The sequence below is a fragment of the Candidatus Methylomirabilota bacterium genome, assembly GCA_036005065.1.
Lineage (GTDB): Bacteria > Methylomirabilota > Methylomirabilia > Rokubacteriales > DASRDR01 > DASYQW01.
On record DASYQW010000011.1, the window covers coordinates 1 to 12,695 of the forward strand.

General features: G+C 70.7%; 17 protein-coding genes and 2 riboswitches. Of the genes, 10 read left to right on the forward strand and 7 right to left on the reverse strand.

The annotated features are described in order from the left end of the window. The 9 genes from VGW35_00425 to VGW35_00465 all read left to right on the forward strand — a co-directional run. The coding region (locus tag VGW35_00425; GenBank protein ID HEV8306101.1) for a DNA mismatch repair protein MutS at nt 1–911 on the forward strand (911 nt) is incomplete at its 5' end. A gap of 288 nt (nt 912–1,199) precedes the next feature. Further along, a riboswitch (Fluoride riboswitch) is annotated at nt 1,200–1,268 on the forward strand. Between the two features lie 143 nt (nt 1,269–1,411). Continuing rightward, nucleotides 1,412–1,555 carry a CBS domain-containing protein gene (locus tag VGW35_00430; GenBank protein HEV8306102.1) on the forward strand — a complete coding sequence of 48 codons (144 nt, stop codon included), beginning with the start codon at nt 1,412–1,414 and terminating at the stop codon, nt 1,553–1,555. Nucleotides 1,556–1,562: 7 nt separating this feature from the next. Further along, nucleotides 1,563–2,525 (forward strand): DUF4129 domain-containing protein, encoded by a 963-nt coding sequence (locus VGW35_00435; GenBank protein ID HEV8306103.1) that lies wholly within the window; start codon nt 1,563–1,565, stop codon nt 2,523–2,525. A gap of 40 nt (nt 2,526–2,565) precedes the next feature. Continuing rightward, nucleotides 2,566–2,994: a hypothetical protein gene (locus tag VGW35_00440; GenBank protein HEV8306104.1), complete on the forward strand. Its 429-nt coding sequence runs from the start codon at nt 2,566–2,568 to the stop codon at nt 2,992–2,994. Then, nucleotides 2,991–3,947 (forward strand): MoxR family ATPase, encoded by a 957-nt coding sequence (locus tag VGW35_00445; GenBank protein HEV8306105.1) that lies wholly within the window; start codon nt 2,991–2,993, stop codon nt 3,945–3,947. The genes VGW35_00440 and VGW35_00445 overlap by 4 nt, the downstream gene beginning before the upstream one ends. Beyond that, entirely contained in the window at nt 3,944–5,221 is a 1,278-nt protein-coding gene (locus tag VGW35_00450; GenBank protein ID HEV8306106.1) for a DUF58 domain-containing protein, read from the forward strand. The genes VGW35_00445 and VGW35_00450 overlap by 4 nt, the downstream gene beginning before the upstream one ends. Continuing rightward, nucleotides 5,221–5,727 carry a hypothetical protein gene (locus tag VGW35_00455; protein ID HEV8306107.1) on the forward strand — a complete coding sequence of 169 codons (507 nt, stop codon included), beginning with the start codon at nt 5,221–5,223 and terminating at the stop codon, nt 5,725–5,727. The genes VGW35_00450 and VGW35_00455 overlap by 1 nt, the downstream gene beginning before the upstream one ends. A gap of 16 nt (nt 5,728–5,743) precedes the next feature. Beyond that, a complete protein-coding gene (locus tag VGW35_00460) occupies nt 5,744–6,307 on the forward strand; it encodes a hypothetical protein (protein ID HEV8306108.1) in 564 nt (187 codons plus the stop codon). Beyond that, complete coding sequence (locus VGW35_00465) at nt 6,211–6,693, forward strand: hypothetical protein (protein HEV8306109.1); 483 nt, start codon at nt 6,211–6,213, stop codon at nt 6,691–6,693. Before VGW35_00460 ends, VGW35_00465 begins: the two co-directional genes overlap by 97 nt. A 21-nt stretch (nt 6,694–6,714) precedes the next feature. On the opposite strand, the gene VGW35_00470 is transcribed toward VGW35_00465, so the two are convergent. The 7 genes from VGW35_00470 to VGW35_00500 form a co-directional block, all read right to left on the reverse strand. Further along, nucleotides 6,715–7,137 carry a universal stress protein gene (locus tag VGW35_00470; protein ID HEV8306110.1) on the reverse strand — a complete coding sequence of 141 codons (423 nt, stop codon included), beginning with the start codon at nt 7,135–7,137 and terminating at the stop codon, nt 6,715–6,717. A gap of 2 nt (nt 7,138–7,139) precedes the next feature. Beyond that, complete coding sequence (locus VGW35_00475; GenBank protein HEV8306111.1) at nt 7,140–8,324, reverse strand: cation:proton antiporter; 1,185 nt, start codon at nt 8,322–8,324, stop codon at nt 7,140–7,142. Nucleotides 8,325–8,391: 67 nt separating this feature from the next. Then, nucleotides 8,392–9,381, reverse strand: coding sequence for a DUF6062 family protein (locus tag VGW35_00480; protein HEV8306112.1), 990 nt, complete (start codon nt 9,379–9,381; stop codon nt 8,392–8,394). A 6-nt stretch (nt 9,382–9,387) separates the two neighbouring features. Then, nucleotides 9,388–9,588, reverse strand: coding sequence for a ubiquitin-like protein Pup (locus tag VGW35_00485; GenBank protein HEV8306113.1), 201 nt, complete (start codon nt 9,586–9,588; stop codon nt 9,388–9,390). Between the two features lie 112 nt (nt 9,589–9,700). Next, nucleotides 9,701–9,765: riboswitch (Fluoride riboswitch) on the reverse strand. A 49-nt stretch (nt 9,766–9,814) separates the two neighbouring features. Further along, nucleotides 9,815–10,108, reverse strand: a complete 294-nt coding sequence (locus VGW35_00490; protein HEV8306114.1) for a hypothetical protein — start codon at nt 10,106–10,108, stop codon at nt 9,815–9,817. Continuing rightward, nucleotides 10,098–11,264, reverse strand: coding sequence for a sulfite oxidase (locus VGW35_00495; protein ID HEV8306115.1), 1,167 nt, complete (start codon nt 11,262–11,264; stop codon nt 10,098–10,100). Before VGW35_00495 ends, VGW35_00490 begins: the two co-directional genes overlap by 11 nt. Before the next feature lie 79 nt (nt 11,265–11,343). After that, the gene (locus VGW35_00500; protein ID HEV8306116.1) at nt 11,344–11,730 is read right to left on the reverse strand and encodes a hypothetical protein; all 387 of its coding nucleotides are present in this window, start codon (nt 11,728–11,730) and stop codon (nt 11,344–11,346) included. Between the two features lie 170 nt (nt 11,731–11,900). On the opposite strand from VGW35_00500, the gene VGW35_00505 reads away from it, so the two are divergent. Beyond that, nucleotides 11,901–12,695 carry an HAD-IIA family hydrolase gene (locus VGW35_00505; GenBank protein HEV8306117.1) on the forward strand — a complete coding sequence of 265 codons (795 nt, stop codon included), beginning with the start codon at nt 11,901–11,903 and terminating at the stop codon, nt 12,693–12,695.

A 12,695-nucleotide genomic window follows, 5' to 3' on the forward strand; every position in this document is an offset into this window, starting at 1 on the left:
CCCAGGCGCTGGCGGCGCTTCGAAATCGGGGTATCGGCCTGGCCGCCAACGCGCTCGGCCAATCCGCGGACCATGTGCGCGATTTCTTCGGCATGCTGCGGGCGGAACTCGCGTTCTACGTCGGTTGCGTCAATCTGCACGAAGAGCTTGTGCAAAAGGGAGAACCCACGTGCATCCCGTTGCCGGCGGCTGGCGATGAGCGGCGATTATCGTTTCGCGGGCTATACGACGTTGGTCTCACATTGAGCGTCGACCGACGAGTAGTCGGCAACGAGGCGAATGCTGACAGGAAGAACCTTCTGATCATCACCGGTCCGAACACGGGGGGCAAATCGACGTTCCTTCGGAGCGTCGGCTTGGCCCAACTGATGATGCAGTGTGGGATGTTCGTGCCTGCAGAGTCCTTCCGGGCGAGCCTCTGCGACGGTCTATTCACGCATTACAAGCGAGAAGAAGATGTCAGCATGGAAAGCGGAAAGTTCGACGAGGAGCTCAGGCGCATGAGCGAAATCGTCGACCTCATCGCATCGCATTCCATGATTCTGTTCAATGAATCGTTCGCGGCGACCAACGAGCGGGAGGGTTCGGAGATCGCGCGGCAGATCATATCGGCTCTATTGGAAAAGGGCGTGAGGACCCTTTATGTGACGCATATGTATGAGTTGGCGCATGGCTTCTATGAGAGGAGTATGGAAAACGTCCTGTTTCTGCGAGCCGGACGCCAAGCCGATGGAGCCCGAACATTCAAATTGATTGAGGGAGAACCATTACCCACGAGCTTTGGGGAAGACCTGTACAACAACATCTTCACCGCGGAGATCGCTCATCGCGTGACCAGCGATCCGAAGGCACGGGCGACCCGCGGAAGAGATGCGATGCCGGGACCTCCTCCCGCTGGACGAGGAAGATAATTCCGGTGACGTATTGCGTGGCCATCGTCCAGACAGCAAGACGCCGCCGAGGCGGGCGGCAAGTCGCGGTGCGCGGCCAGCGCCGCAGAGAACCATGTTACGGCTCAGCTCCGCGAGCCTGGCCGCCGTCACGGCGGGGTTGCTCCGTCGGTACGGTCGCCCGGGGTTCTTCCTACCGGCGCCCGGTGGCTGGCTGCCGGGTGCGCCGTTCAAGGGATTCCTTCCCTCAAATTTGCCCGCATGACTCGCGAATGATTGGCTTGACACGGGCAGCGGGCTGGGACCACAATTCCATCGGGTGATGGGGTTCGCCTCCTAACCGCTGCCCCACGGGCGGCTAATGACCCCTACCGAAAAGCTCGGTAGGGGTTTCGTGTCTCAAGGCTCCTGCTGAGGGAGCCCTTTCCTGTTCGAAGTGCAAGGCGCATGGTCGCTTCCGGACCCGGTCAGTCGAGGGCCCGGGTCACCATCAGTGAGGAGGTCCGGCAGAGCGTCGCCGGTTGGCGTCGTGCTCCATCCTGACGCAGCACCAGGTGAAGCGGCTGGTGGTCGTGGACGGGGCCGGCCGCCCGCGCGGGCTGGTCGACCGGCGCGACGTTCTCCGCTCGCTCGCCGCCGAGCCCGCCGCCGGGAGTGGGAATTGAGCGGCCGGTGAGTCCGATCGGGCGGCCGCATGGCAGTCTCCGAGGATGGACGCCGGTCGTCGCGTCGGGGGGCGCGGCGCTGGGCGGGCTCGCCTTCGCGCTGGCGGCCCTCGAGGGGTCCCGGAGCGGGGCGGCTGGGGGACCGGCGGCGCGGCTCGTCCTCGGCCTGCCGGAGTGGCTGACGACACTGGTCCTCGCGCTGCTCTCGGTGGCCATTCTGGTGTTTCTCGCGCTGCTCCTACCCCGCCGGGTCCGGTGGAGGCGGAAAGGGGACGAGGAGTTCCAGCTCTACTACGAGCCTCCGAGGGTGTCGCCATGGCTCCTGCTGCTCCTCGGCGTGCCGGCCCTGACGCCCGTGGGAGCCCTGGTGGCGCTCTGGTGGGTGGACTGGGCGCCATTCAGGGAAGGGGTCGCCGGACTGGTTCTCGGGGCTCCCTCCGCCCCGCCGGGCGAGCCGGCCCCCGCTCGGCCGGATTCGCTCCCACCGATCGCGTCACTCCCGGCGTTCAGCGGCGCCGTCGCGGCGCTGGCCGTCCTCGCCGGACTCGTGAGCCTCGGCCTCGTGCTGTGGATCCTTCTCGACGATCGGCTGGCCCGGTGGTGGGCCAGGCCTGCGGCGGCCGGTCGCCCCGAGCCTCTGCTCGAGGCGGTGGAGGCGAGCCTGGACGACCTTCGGCGAGAGCCCGATGCGCGACGGGCCATCATCCTGTGCTATCGGCGCTTCGAGCAGTGGCTCGCCCGATCCGGATTCCCCCGGGCCCCCTGGGAGACCCCGACCGAATTCATGCGGATCGCGCTCAGTCGGCTGCCGCTGCCGCTGGGGGCGGTGTGCACCGTGACGCGGCTCTTCGAGCTCTCGCGGTTCAGCCACCACCCGGTCGGACCCTCCGAGCGCGACGACGCGGTCGGGTCGCTGACCGAGATCAAAGCGGCCCTGGAAAGGGCCGAGTCCCGTGCCCCCGCCGCCTGAGCGTCGCTGGCCCGGGATTCTCGCAGGGTACACGGTCTTGGTGGGCCTCCTGGCGCTGGCCGCGACCCCTCTCTACCTCGCCGTCGAGCCGAGCGCCAAGCCGGTGGTGGTCCGGCTGGCCGTCGCCGCGGTCCTGGGCGTCGCGCTGATCCACCTGCGAGGAGAAGTGCGGGCGCAGATCGCCGCCCAGCCCCCCTCGGCCTTCGAGCGGGCCCTGGCCCGGGTGCCCGTGGAGTCACACCTGGCCCCGATCTTCGTGACGCTCCGGGAGGAGATCCGGATCAGCATGAGGAGCCACGGGTACTTCGCGCAGGTCCTGTGGCCGCGGCTCCTCGACCTCGCGGCCCGGCGACCCGGCGGCCCGCCCGCGACCTGCCCGGCCCGGCCCGGCGGGCGGCGGCTCCTCCGGCGGGGCCCGCCGCTCGCCACCCTTCGAGCCCTGATCGCCGGGATCGAGGAGCGGACATGAAGATCGACGCGCTGGCCGGCCGGAGCCGGGACGTCCTGGCCACGCTCGCGCAGGTCATCGTCGGGAAAGAGGACGTGCTGGAGCGGATCCTCGCCGCGATCCTCGCCAACGGGCACATCCTGATCGAGGACTACCCGGGTCTGGCCAAGACGCTCATCGCCCAGCTCTTCGCCCAGACCCTGGACCTCGACTTCAAGCGCATCCAGTTCACGCCCGACCTGCTCCCGAGCGACATCACGGGCAGCTTCCTCTACGATCAGCGGCAGGGGCGTTTCGAGTTCCGCCGGGGCCCCGTCTTCACCCACCTGCTCCTCGCCGACGAGATCAACCGGGCGACGCCCAAGACCCAGGCGGCGCTCCTCGAGGCGATGCAGGAGGCGCAGGTCACCGTCGAAGGCGACCGGTTCCCGCTCGATCCCCCGTTCCTGGTGATCGCCACCCAGAACCCGATCGAGCTGGAAGGCACCTATCCGCTCCCCGAGGCCCAGCTCGACCGCTTCCTCATGCGCCTGGGGATCGGGTATCCGAATCCCGAGCAAGAGCGGGAGATCCTGGCCCGGCGCCGGCAGCGGCGGGAGGACGCCGCGCGCGTGCCCACCATCATCTCCCGGACGGAGCTGCTGGCCATGCAGGCCGCGCTCGAGGACGTGTTCGTGAGCGAGGCGATCGAGCGGTACATCGTGGACCTGGTCCGCGCGACGCGCGCCGACGGCCGTGTGGCGCTCGGAGCCTCGCCCCGAGGGGCACTCGCCCTGCTGAAGCTCGCGCGGGCGCAGGCGGCCCTCCGCAGTCGCGACTTCGTGACGCCCGACGACGTCAAGGAGATGGCCGTTCCGGGCCTGGCTCACCGGCTGATCCTCCGGCCCGAGCTCTGGGTCTCCAGGGTGTCCAGCGTTCAGGTGGTGAGCGATCTCCTCGGCCAGGTCCCGACCCCCAAGGCCGACCCCTCGTGACCGCCCGGCGCACTGGGCTCACGGTCTCTGCCCTGAGCCTGGTCGCGCTCGCGCTCTTCCTCGCGGTCCTCGCGGGCCGGGCGGAGCTGCTCCTGGTCGCCCTGCCGCTGCTGCTCAAGCTCGTCGCCGGCGCGCGCGACCCGACGCCGCCGGCCTACGACCTGGACTACGAGGTGTCGGCCGAGCGGGTGTTCGAGGGCGATCGACTGGTCGTGACGGTGACGCTGACCGCGCGCTCGCCGGTCCCCCTCCTCGAGCTGGCGGAGCCGTTGCCCTCGTCCGTGGAGGTGGTGTCGGGCCTCAACCGAGCGGTCCTGGCGCTCGAGGCGGGCCAGCGCGGTCGATGGACCTACGAGGTTCGCTGCCGGGAGCGCGGCCACTTCAGCCTGGGTACCGTGCACGCCCGGATCTGGGAGCGATCGGGGCTCCGGGTGCTGGAGGGCCGCCACCTCGATCCGAAGCCCGTCAGGGTGTACCCGCGGGTGGTCCCGCTCCGCCGGGTGCCTCGCCCGCTCCGCACCCAGACCTCGGTCGGGAACTACGTCTCCCCGACCTTCGGCGCGGGACTCGAGCCCGGGGACATCCGGCCGTTCGCCCCCGGCGATCGGGTCAAGCACGTGAACTGGCGCGCCTCCCTCCGGCTCGGCGCGCTCTACGTCACCCAGTATCAGCAGGAGCGGAACGCCGACGTCGTGCTGATGCTCGATACGCTGAGCCAGGTGGGCCTTGCCCCCGAGACCAGCCTCGACGGCTGCGTGCGGGCGGCGGCCTCGCTGGCGCGGGCGTACCTCGCCCGGAAGGACCGGGTCGGCTTCATCGAGTACGGCGGGGTGATCCGCTGGGTCAGGCCGGGCTCCGGCCCGGCCCAGCTCGAGCGGCTGCTGGATGGGCTGGTGGCCGCCCAGCCGCTCTTCACCTACATCCGGAAGGACCTGAGCCTGGTTCCCCCTCGGGTGCTCCCGCCCCAGGCCCTGGTCATCGCCCTGAGCCCGCTGCTCGACCCGCGCTTCCTCGACGCCGTGGGGGACCTCGCCGCCCGGGGCTTCGACCTCGTGGTGCTGTCGGTTTCCCCCATCGACCTCACGCGGGCCGCGCTCGCGCCGACGCCACTGACGGACCTGACCTGTCGGCTCTGGGCCCTGGAGCGGCGCGCCCAGCTTGCCGAGCTGCGTCGGCGCGGGCTCGTCGTCCTCGAGTGGGCGCCGGATGCGCCGGTCGAGCTGGCGCTCGCCTCGCTCGGGGGACACCGCCGGCGCATGGTGGTGGCCGGCTAATGCGTCCGCTCGCGACCCTTCTCGGTCTGGCCCTCGTCGGGCTGCCGATCCTGGCCGCCCCGATAGGGGCCGTCGCCGCGCTGGGGGCGGCGGCCGGCGTCCTGTGCGCGGGCGGGATCGTTGGCCGGTCCCCCCGAATGGTGACAGCGGGCGCCGGTCTCGGGGTGATCCAGTACACGCTCGCCCTGTGGCTCCGATCCGCGCCGCCCGATTTCCTCACCGCGCTGGCGCTCGGCATCGTCCTGTCCCTGCTCCTCGACGTGAGCGACTTAGCCGCCCGCTTCCGCGGAGCGGCCCTGGATGCCGCCGTGGTCCGGGGGCAGGTGCGTCACTGGATCGGATCGGCGGCCCTCGCCGCCGCCGCCGGGCTGGCCCTCGTTGTCGCGGTCGGGCGGGTCACGGTCGCTCTCCCGAGCTGGGCCTATCCCGCGGCTGCCGGGATCGGAGTGCTGGTCGCTTTCGCCGGCGCGATGTGGGCGGTGATCCGCGCGACCGCTTCACCCTGACCGCCGGAGGCTTCCCGTGAGACGCAAGCTGACAATCCGGACGCTGCGAGCGCGCGAGATCCTGGATTCTCGCGGCTGTCCGACCATCGAGGCCGAGCCGCTTCTGCCGGTGCCGATGCTGAACGTCGTGAACGGCGGCCGTCACGCGGCCGGCGGCCTCGACTTCCAGGAGCTGATGATCGTCCCCATCGGCGCGGGCACCTTCGCCGAGGCCTTGCGGGCGGCCGCCGAAAGCTACTGGGGGCTGCGCGAGGTCCTCGCCGAGCGGGGCCTGTCGACCGCCGTCGGGGACGAGGGCGGGTTCTCGCCCGCGCTCCGCTCCGTGGAAGACGCGCTGGAGTGCATCATTCGAGGGATCGAGCGGGCCGGCTACCGACCCGGCGTGGAGGTGGCGCTGGCGCTGGACCCGGCGGCCAGCGAGTTCCACCGGGACCGGGCGTACGTGCTGGCGCGCGCCGGCGGCGGCGCCTGTCGGCCCGGGACATGGTGGAGTGGTACCGGCGGCTGGTCCAGGCGTACCCCATCGTCAGCATCGAAGACGGCCTCGGCGAGGCGGACGCGGAAGGCTGGACGCGGCTGACCGAGGCGCTCGGCCAGCAGGTCCTGCTGGTGGGCGACGATGTGTTCGTCACGAATCCCGAGCTGATTCGGGACGGGATCGCCCGGGGGATCGCCAACGCCGTCCTGATCAAGCTGAACCAGATCGGTACGGTGAGCGAGACGCTGGAGGCGATCCGGGCGGCGCGCGCCGGCGGGTATCGCATCGTCGTCTCGCATCGCTCGGGCGAGACCGAGGACACGACGATCGCGGACTTCGCCGTCGCCGTCGGCGCCGAGTTCATCAAGACCGGCGCGCCCTGTCGGGGCGAACGGACGGCGAAGTACAACCAGTTGCTGCGGATCGCGGAGGATCTCGGGGCGGGCGCGCGCCACCGCGGCGTGTCGAGCTCAGGCCCGACGGGGTAGCGCCCGGGATCGGGAGCACGGCTACTTCACGATCATCACGCTGCACGGGGCGAGCCGGCTCAGGTTCTGGGTGGTGCTGCCCATGATCCGTCCCCAGATGTTCGAGTGCCCGACGAAGCCGACGACCAGGAGGTCGAAGCCGCCCTCCTTCGCGTAGGTCACGATCGTCTCGACCTCGTGGCCCGGCTTGACTAGGGTTTCCAGCTCGACGCCCTGGAGCGCGGCGAGGTCCCGGGCCTGCTTGGTCAGATTCCGGAAGAACTCCTCGAACTCGGCCTGGGCCTCCTTGACCTCGCCCACGGTGGCCGCGTAGTGCGGGAGATGCTCCATGACCGAGAGCGTGTACAGCTCGGCGTCGAAGCGCCTCGCGATTTCGATCCCGGTCCGGAGCGCCCGCCGGGAGCCCTCGGACCCGTCGTAGGCGACCAGGATCTTCCGGAACATGCCTAGCCTCCTTTCCCCTGGCGCTCCGAGTCGGGAACCAGCACCGCCCGGGCCGGGGCGCCGGCCCCGCCCTCAGACACCCGCCGGGGCTCGAACCACCGCTGGGCGATGAACGTCGGCACGATCGCGCTCAGCACGACGACGGTGACGATCACCGAGAACTGGGCCTGGTCGAAGATGCCGGCGCGGAGCCCGTACAGCGACGAGATTGTGCCGAAGGTCAACCCCGTGCTCATGAGGAGCGTCGTGAACATGGCCTCGCGCGCCGGCAGATAGCGGATCGAGAGCGGGTAGACACCGACCGTCTTGGTGACGAGCTTCACCAGGAACAGCATGCCGAGCAGCCCCAGGTTGGCCCACACGAGCCCGAGGGAGACGTTCATGCCACCCTTGAGGAAGAAGAAGGGCGTGAGGAACGCGAAGGCGACGACGCGAAAGCGGCGCTGCTCCTCCCGGTGCTGCTCGAAGACGTGGGACACCGCCAGCCCGAGGATGAAGGCGGGCAGGACCGCGTGGCTCTGGGCCACCTCGGAGAAGTACATGAGGACGAGGAGGGCCGCGAAGGCTCCCTTGATCTCCGGCTCGATGACGCGCCGTCCGTACCGGGCGAAGAACCAGCGATGGAGGGGCGGCATGATGACGATGATCGCGACGGACATCACCACGAACACCACCAGCCACCACGTCGGCCGGATGAAGAGGAGACTCAAGGCGGCCGCCGTGCCGAAGTCGGTCACGAAGGTGGCGGCCATGAGGAGCTTGCCCATCGGATGGGCGGTGAGTCCCGTCTCGACGAGGACGGCGTAGACCACGGCCAGGGACGTCGTGGAGAGCGCGACGCCGGTGAGCTGGGATGCCGGCAGCGACCACCCGAGGACGTACTGGCAGAACACCCAGGCGCCGACGAACGGGGTGACGAACGAGATCCCGCCGATCAGGAGGCTCTCCTTGAGCTTCTCCCGCATGAGGGCGACATCGACCTCCGCCCCCGCCAGAAACGTGAGCACGATGCCGGCGAAGCCCGCCAGGAAGTCGAGCCATGGGGTCGTGTGGAGGCCGAGGGCGTTGCCGGCGACCACGCCGAAGGCGATCTCGATGAGCGCCACCGAGAGGCCCAGCTCCACCGAGGCCATGCTGGCGAGCAGGATCAGGATGCCGGCCACCATGGCGATGTAAGCGTTTTCCATTCAGGTCTCCGTTCGCGATCGGGTGGGCCGGATGACGCTCAGGCCGCGTCTTCCGGCAGCCCTTCGTTCACCGACCAGAGCCGGTCGTGAAGGGCTGCCGACTCGATTCGTCGCCGAGCGGTCGGGTCAGCTCCCGGAGCCGAAGCTCGAGTCGCCCTGTCTCGAAGGCCAGGGCTTCGAGGCGCTCGCGCAAGGCGTCGGCCGACTCGGCGGAGGTCGGGTTCGACTCGGGGGGACCGGGGGTTCGGGGCGCTTGATCAGTCGGCGCAGGCGTGAGGGACCGCGGGATCTCGTTTCCGAAGAGCTTCGGGTGCCCTGCCACGAAGTCGAGGGCGTTCGTCCACGAGGCGGCCTCCTCGTCGGTGAAGGGGGCGTGCTTCCGGTAATCGTGCTTGCCGATGAAGCCGGCGAGGTGCTCGGCGAGCCGGTCGAGCCTGCGGAGCGCTTGCCCGAGGAGGAGCACCGCCCCCGCGTGCCTGGGGAATCGCGCGAGCGCCAGCGTGAGGTGGGGGAGACAGACCCCGGTCGAGCGCGCGTAGGCCCGATCGAAGTCGGGGTCCTGAATGTGGTCGAGGAGCGTTTGGAGGTAGCCTGTCTCCGCGCTCCCCACCATCTCGCAGAGCGGGCATCGGCGTCGGGTGGCCCGGGCGCGCAGGAAGCCGACGGACGGGCGCCGGCCGAAGAGGCGGCGCCAGACCCCGAGGACCGGGGACTCGCGTAGCTCTCGCTGAGTGCCGTTCAGCCGGTCGCGCAGCCGGCCTAGCAGGTCTTGATAGATGATCGCGATCCCGAGGCCGGCGTTCCCGACCTCGGTCGACATCCACGCATGCCAGGCACAGAAGCCCCACGACCGGTCGAGGATCCCCCGGGTCGCCGGGTCCGTAACCTGCTCGTAGAGGAGTCCGTCCAGCGCCCGGAACGTCGTCTCGTGGAGGCAGCGGCAGACCGGACACCGGGGCTTCCCGCAGGCGTCGAGCAGGTGGAAGTAGGCGATGAACTTGCTGGGACGGCCCCGAGAGCGCCAGCCGAGGTCCCCCAGCAGGCGGTCCAGATCCACCGATCGTTATTCTCCGCCGCGCTGGACGTAGCTCTTGACGAACTCCTCGGCGTTCTCCTCGAGGACGCCGTCGATCTCGTCGAGCACCTTGTCGAGGCCCTTCTTGAGGGCCGCGCCCTTCTCGGCGACCTTCGGGTTGGCCGCCGGAGCCTCGTCGTGCTTCTCCGGTTCGGACGCCGCCTTCCTCTTGCGATCCTGCTCCGCCATCGTCTGGCCTCCTACTGCGCCTCCTGTCGCACGTGCCGTCGGGTCGCCCCAGCCCCCAAACAAAAATCCGGGCCCCGGTGGGAGCCCGGAATCAGAAACTCCCACCGGGCACAACCCAGTAGGAGTCATCAGCGGCCGGCCGCGGTTTAGAGGGCGAACTCCATCGCCCGCGTCGTTGATGATCTCAGTATACGCCTCCCGTCAGGCGCCCGGTCAAGCCAAATGGTCAGGGCCCGAGGTAAGTCACCAGGTACTCGAGGATCAGCGGCCTGGTGTCGGGGGTGATGGGGGCGCCGTAGGTGATCATGCGGTCGACGATCGTCTCCCAGCGGCCCCGGTCCAGCCGTTGCTGGGCCAGGATCTCCGGGGCGTGGCACATGATGCAGCTCCCCAGCACGAGCTCCATGTGCTTGCCGGCGGGCAGGGGGTTGCCCTGGGCAGCGAGCGAGCCCGCCGTTCCTCCCGCCGCGAAGCCGGCCAGCAGGACGCCGAGGAGCCGAGCCGCCCGCCTACCCCACATTGACCCGCACGGCGTGGATCACGTTCCAGCGGTAGCCCTGGGGGTCGGGCGGCCGGCTCAGGGGCTGGTAGCGCCCGAGCGAATCGCTGGCGCGCGCCATGAGGGTGTGCGCGCCCGGCCGGGCGTCCCAGGCATGCTCCCAGCGACGCCAGGCGAAGCGCTGCTCCGCCCCGGTGAGCGTGGCCGGCTTCCAGGACTGCCCGCCGTCGGACGAGACGTCCACCGCCACGATCGCGCCCTCCCCGGCCCACGCGAACCCGAAGACGGCCTGGGCGCCGGCCGTGAGCTGGGCCCGGTCCAGCGGACTCACGATGACGGACTTGCACTCGAGTGACTGGAGGGAGTAGGTCTGCTGGGGGTCGTCCACGCGCGGCGACCGATAGCTCCGCTGCATGAACGGGCCGTTCCATTCCTTCTCGGCCAGGGTGATCTCGGTCAGCCACTTGATGGAGGCCGAGCCGATCCAGCCGGGCACGATGAGCCGCGCCGGGCCGCCGTGGAGGTGCGGCACCGGCCGGCCGTTCATCTCGAGCGCGATCATGGTGTGCGGCTCCATCGCCTTCCAGATCGGATGGCTCCGGATGAAGTCGGGCGCCTGCGGGGTCGGCGGCGCGTCGTTGCCGTTGGGCACCACGTGCCGCGCGCCGGGCCGCGGCCTGGCCAGACGGAGGACGTCGGCCAGGCGGACCCCTTTCCAGACGGCCGTGCCCACCGCGCCGTACTCCCACTGGATGCCTGACGCCTTGGGGGTATGGAAGCTCCGGCCGTTGCCCGCGCACTCCAGGGTGATCGTGTGGGTGACCTGCTCCATCCGCCGCAAGTCGTCGAGCCGGAGCGTCAGCGGGTTCTCGACCTCGCCGTCCACCTTGAGAACGTACTGGGCCGGGTCCATCTCCGGCCCGTCGTAGTTGTTGCGGACGAAGAAGAGCTCGTGGGGCGTGATCTCGGTCGAAAGCTCTTTGAGCGGCGTTTCGAGGTTGAGCGGCCGCGGGCTGCGAACGATCAGCTTCTCCTTGCCGGGGATCGAGGGCGCCGGGGTCTGCGCTACCACCGGGACGCCTCCCCCGAGGAGGGCGGCGGCCGTGCCGACGTGGATCATGAAGGCACGACGGGAGAGACCCACTGGCGGCTCGGCTGGCGGACGTCGGTCACTCACGGCTGTCCTCCTCGTCCCGCGCTCACGCGCGGGTGCAATTGTACGCTGGCCAGCGGCAGCCCCGGTGGCGCCGCCGCCCTCAGGGCCGAGCCCACCCGAGCCCCAGAAGCGCGAGAAGCCAGGCCGGCACGAGCGCCGCCACGCCGAGGAGCCAGCAGGTCAGCGGGCGGTCGCCGCCCCCCGACGCGTCCAGGCGCCGGACGGCATGGTCGGTGAGGATCGCGCCGAGAAGCGCGGCGGCCGACGAGGTGACGAACGCCCTCGCCGCCCCGCCCGTCTCGGGCAGCCCGGTGGGCGAGGCGCCGAGCAGGGCGACGAAGGCGACGAGCCAGGCCGGGAGGAGGGCGAGGAGTCCCAGCAGCCAGAACCGCATCGCTCCGCCCCCGGGCCGCCGGCGCACATAGCCGACCGCCGCGCGCGTAATCAGCACGCCGACTGCCGCGAGCGCCACCGACCATGCCACCATCAGCCCGCCACCGGCGGAACCCCCGTCCGGGCCCGCCTTGCCTGCATGATACCAGGCGTCCCGGCCGGTTGTTCCGGTGGACGCCGATGGGTATCATCCCGAGCGTGGGCGCGCCAGGGGTGCTTCGCGGCCCCCCGGGTCCAGCGCCCTCCTCACGGAGGATGCGCCCGATGACGCTCGCCACGCTGCGCGGCTTCGCGTTCGACCTCGACGGCTGCATCTGGGCCGGCCCGATTCTCCTGCCAGGCGCCGCCGAGCTGGTGCGCGCCCTCCGGCTGGCCGGCCGCCGGGTCGTGTTCGTCACCAACAGCTCGCGCGAGCTGGCGGCCGGACTCAGCGCGCGGCTGAGCCGGCTCGGCATTCCGGCCTCCCCGACCGACGTGCTCTCCGCGCTCGAGCTGCTCGGGGAGACCATCCGCCGTCGGATCGGTGGCGTGCGGGTGCTGGCGCTCGGCACCGACGAGATGCGCCAGGTCCTCGAGGCGGCCGGGCACACGGTCGTTCCGATCGAGGCCTGGCCGGAGGCCGAGGCGGTCGCCATCGGGAACGACCCCGCCTTCGACTTCGGGCGGCTCCGGGCGGCCTCGCGTGCCGTGGCCGCCGGGGCCGCGTTCTTCACCGTCAACCTCGACCCGAGGCTGCCGGTCGGCCCCGACGAGTTCGACCCCGGCTGCGGCGCCCTGGCCGAGGCGGTGGCGGTGGCGGGGGGCGCGCGCCCGGTGGTGGTCGGCAAGCCCCACCGGCCGATCTTCGACAGCGCGCTCGAGCGGCTGGGGTGCCGGCCGAGCGAGACCGCGATGGTAGGCGACAGCCTGGCCACCGACGTCGCCGGCGGCCGCGCGGCCGGGATGGTCACGGTCTGGCTCGATCCGTCGGGCGACGGCGAGGGCGCGGGCCGCGCCGACCTCACCGTCCGGTCGCTGGACGAGCTGCGGGAGCTGTGGGCGGCCGGACTGCTATCATGA

What these genes read in the sequence shown, in the direction of transcription:
- VGW35_00500 (HEV8306116.1), bottom strand. Translation starts at nt 11,730, where the DNA reads ATGGTGGCATGGTCGGTGGCGCTCGCGGCAGTCGGCGTGCTGATTACG.
- VGW35_00475 (HEV8306111.1), bottom strand. Translation starts at nt 8,324, where the DNA reads ATGGAAAACGCTTACATCGCCATGGTGGCCGGCATCCTGATCCTGCTC.
- VGW35_00485 (HEV8306113.1), bottom strand. Translation starts at nt 9,588, where the DNA reads ATGGCGGAGCAGGATCGCAAGAGGAAGGCGGCGTCCGAACCGGAGAAG.
- VGW35_00445 (HEV8306105.1), top strand. Translation starts at nt 2,991, where the DNA reads ATGAAGATCGACGCGCTGGCCGGCCGGAGCCGGGACGTCCTGGCCACG.
- VGW35_00470 (HEV8306110.1), bottom strand. Translation starts at nt 7,137, where the DNA reads ATGTTCCGGAAGATCCTGGTCGCCTACGACGGGTCCGAGGGCTCCCGG.
- VGW35_00490 (HEV8306114.1), bottom strand. Translation starts at nt 10,108, where the DNA reads ATGTGGGGTAGGCGGGCGGCTCGGCTCCTCGGCGTCCTGCTGGCCGGC.
- VGW35_00465 (HEV8306109.1), top strand. Translation starts at nt 6,211, where the DNA reads ATGGTGGAGTGGTACCGGCGGCTGGTCCAGGCGTACCCCATCGTCAGC.
- VGW35_00505 (HEV8306117.1), top strand. Translation starts at nt 11,901, where the DNA reads ATGACGCTCGCCACGCTGCGCGGCTTCGCGTTCGACCTCGACGGCTGC.
- VGW35_00455 (HEV8306107.1), top strand. Translation starts at nt 5,221, where the DNA reads ATGCGTCCGCTCGCGACCCTTCTCGGTCTGGCCCTCGTCGGGCTGCCG.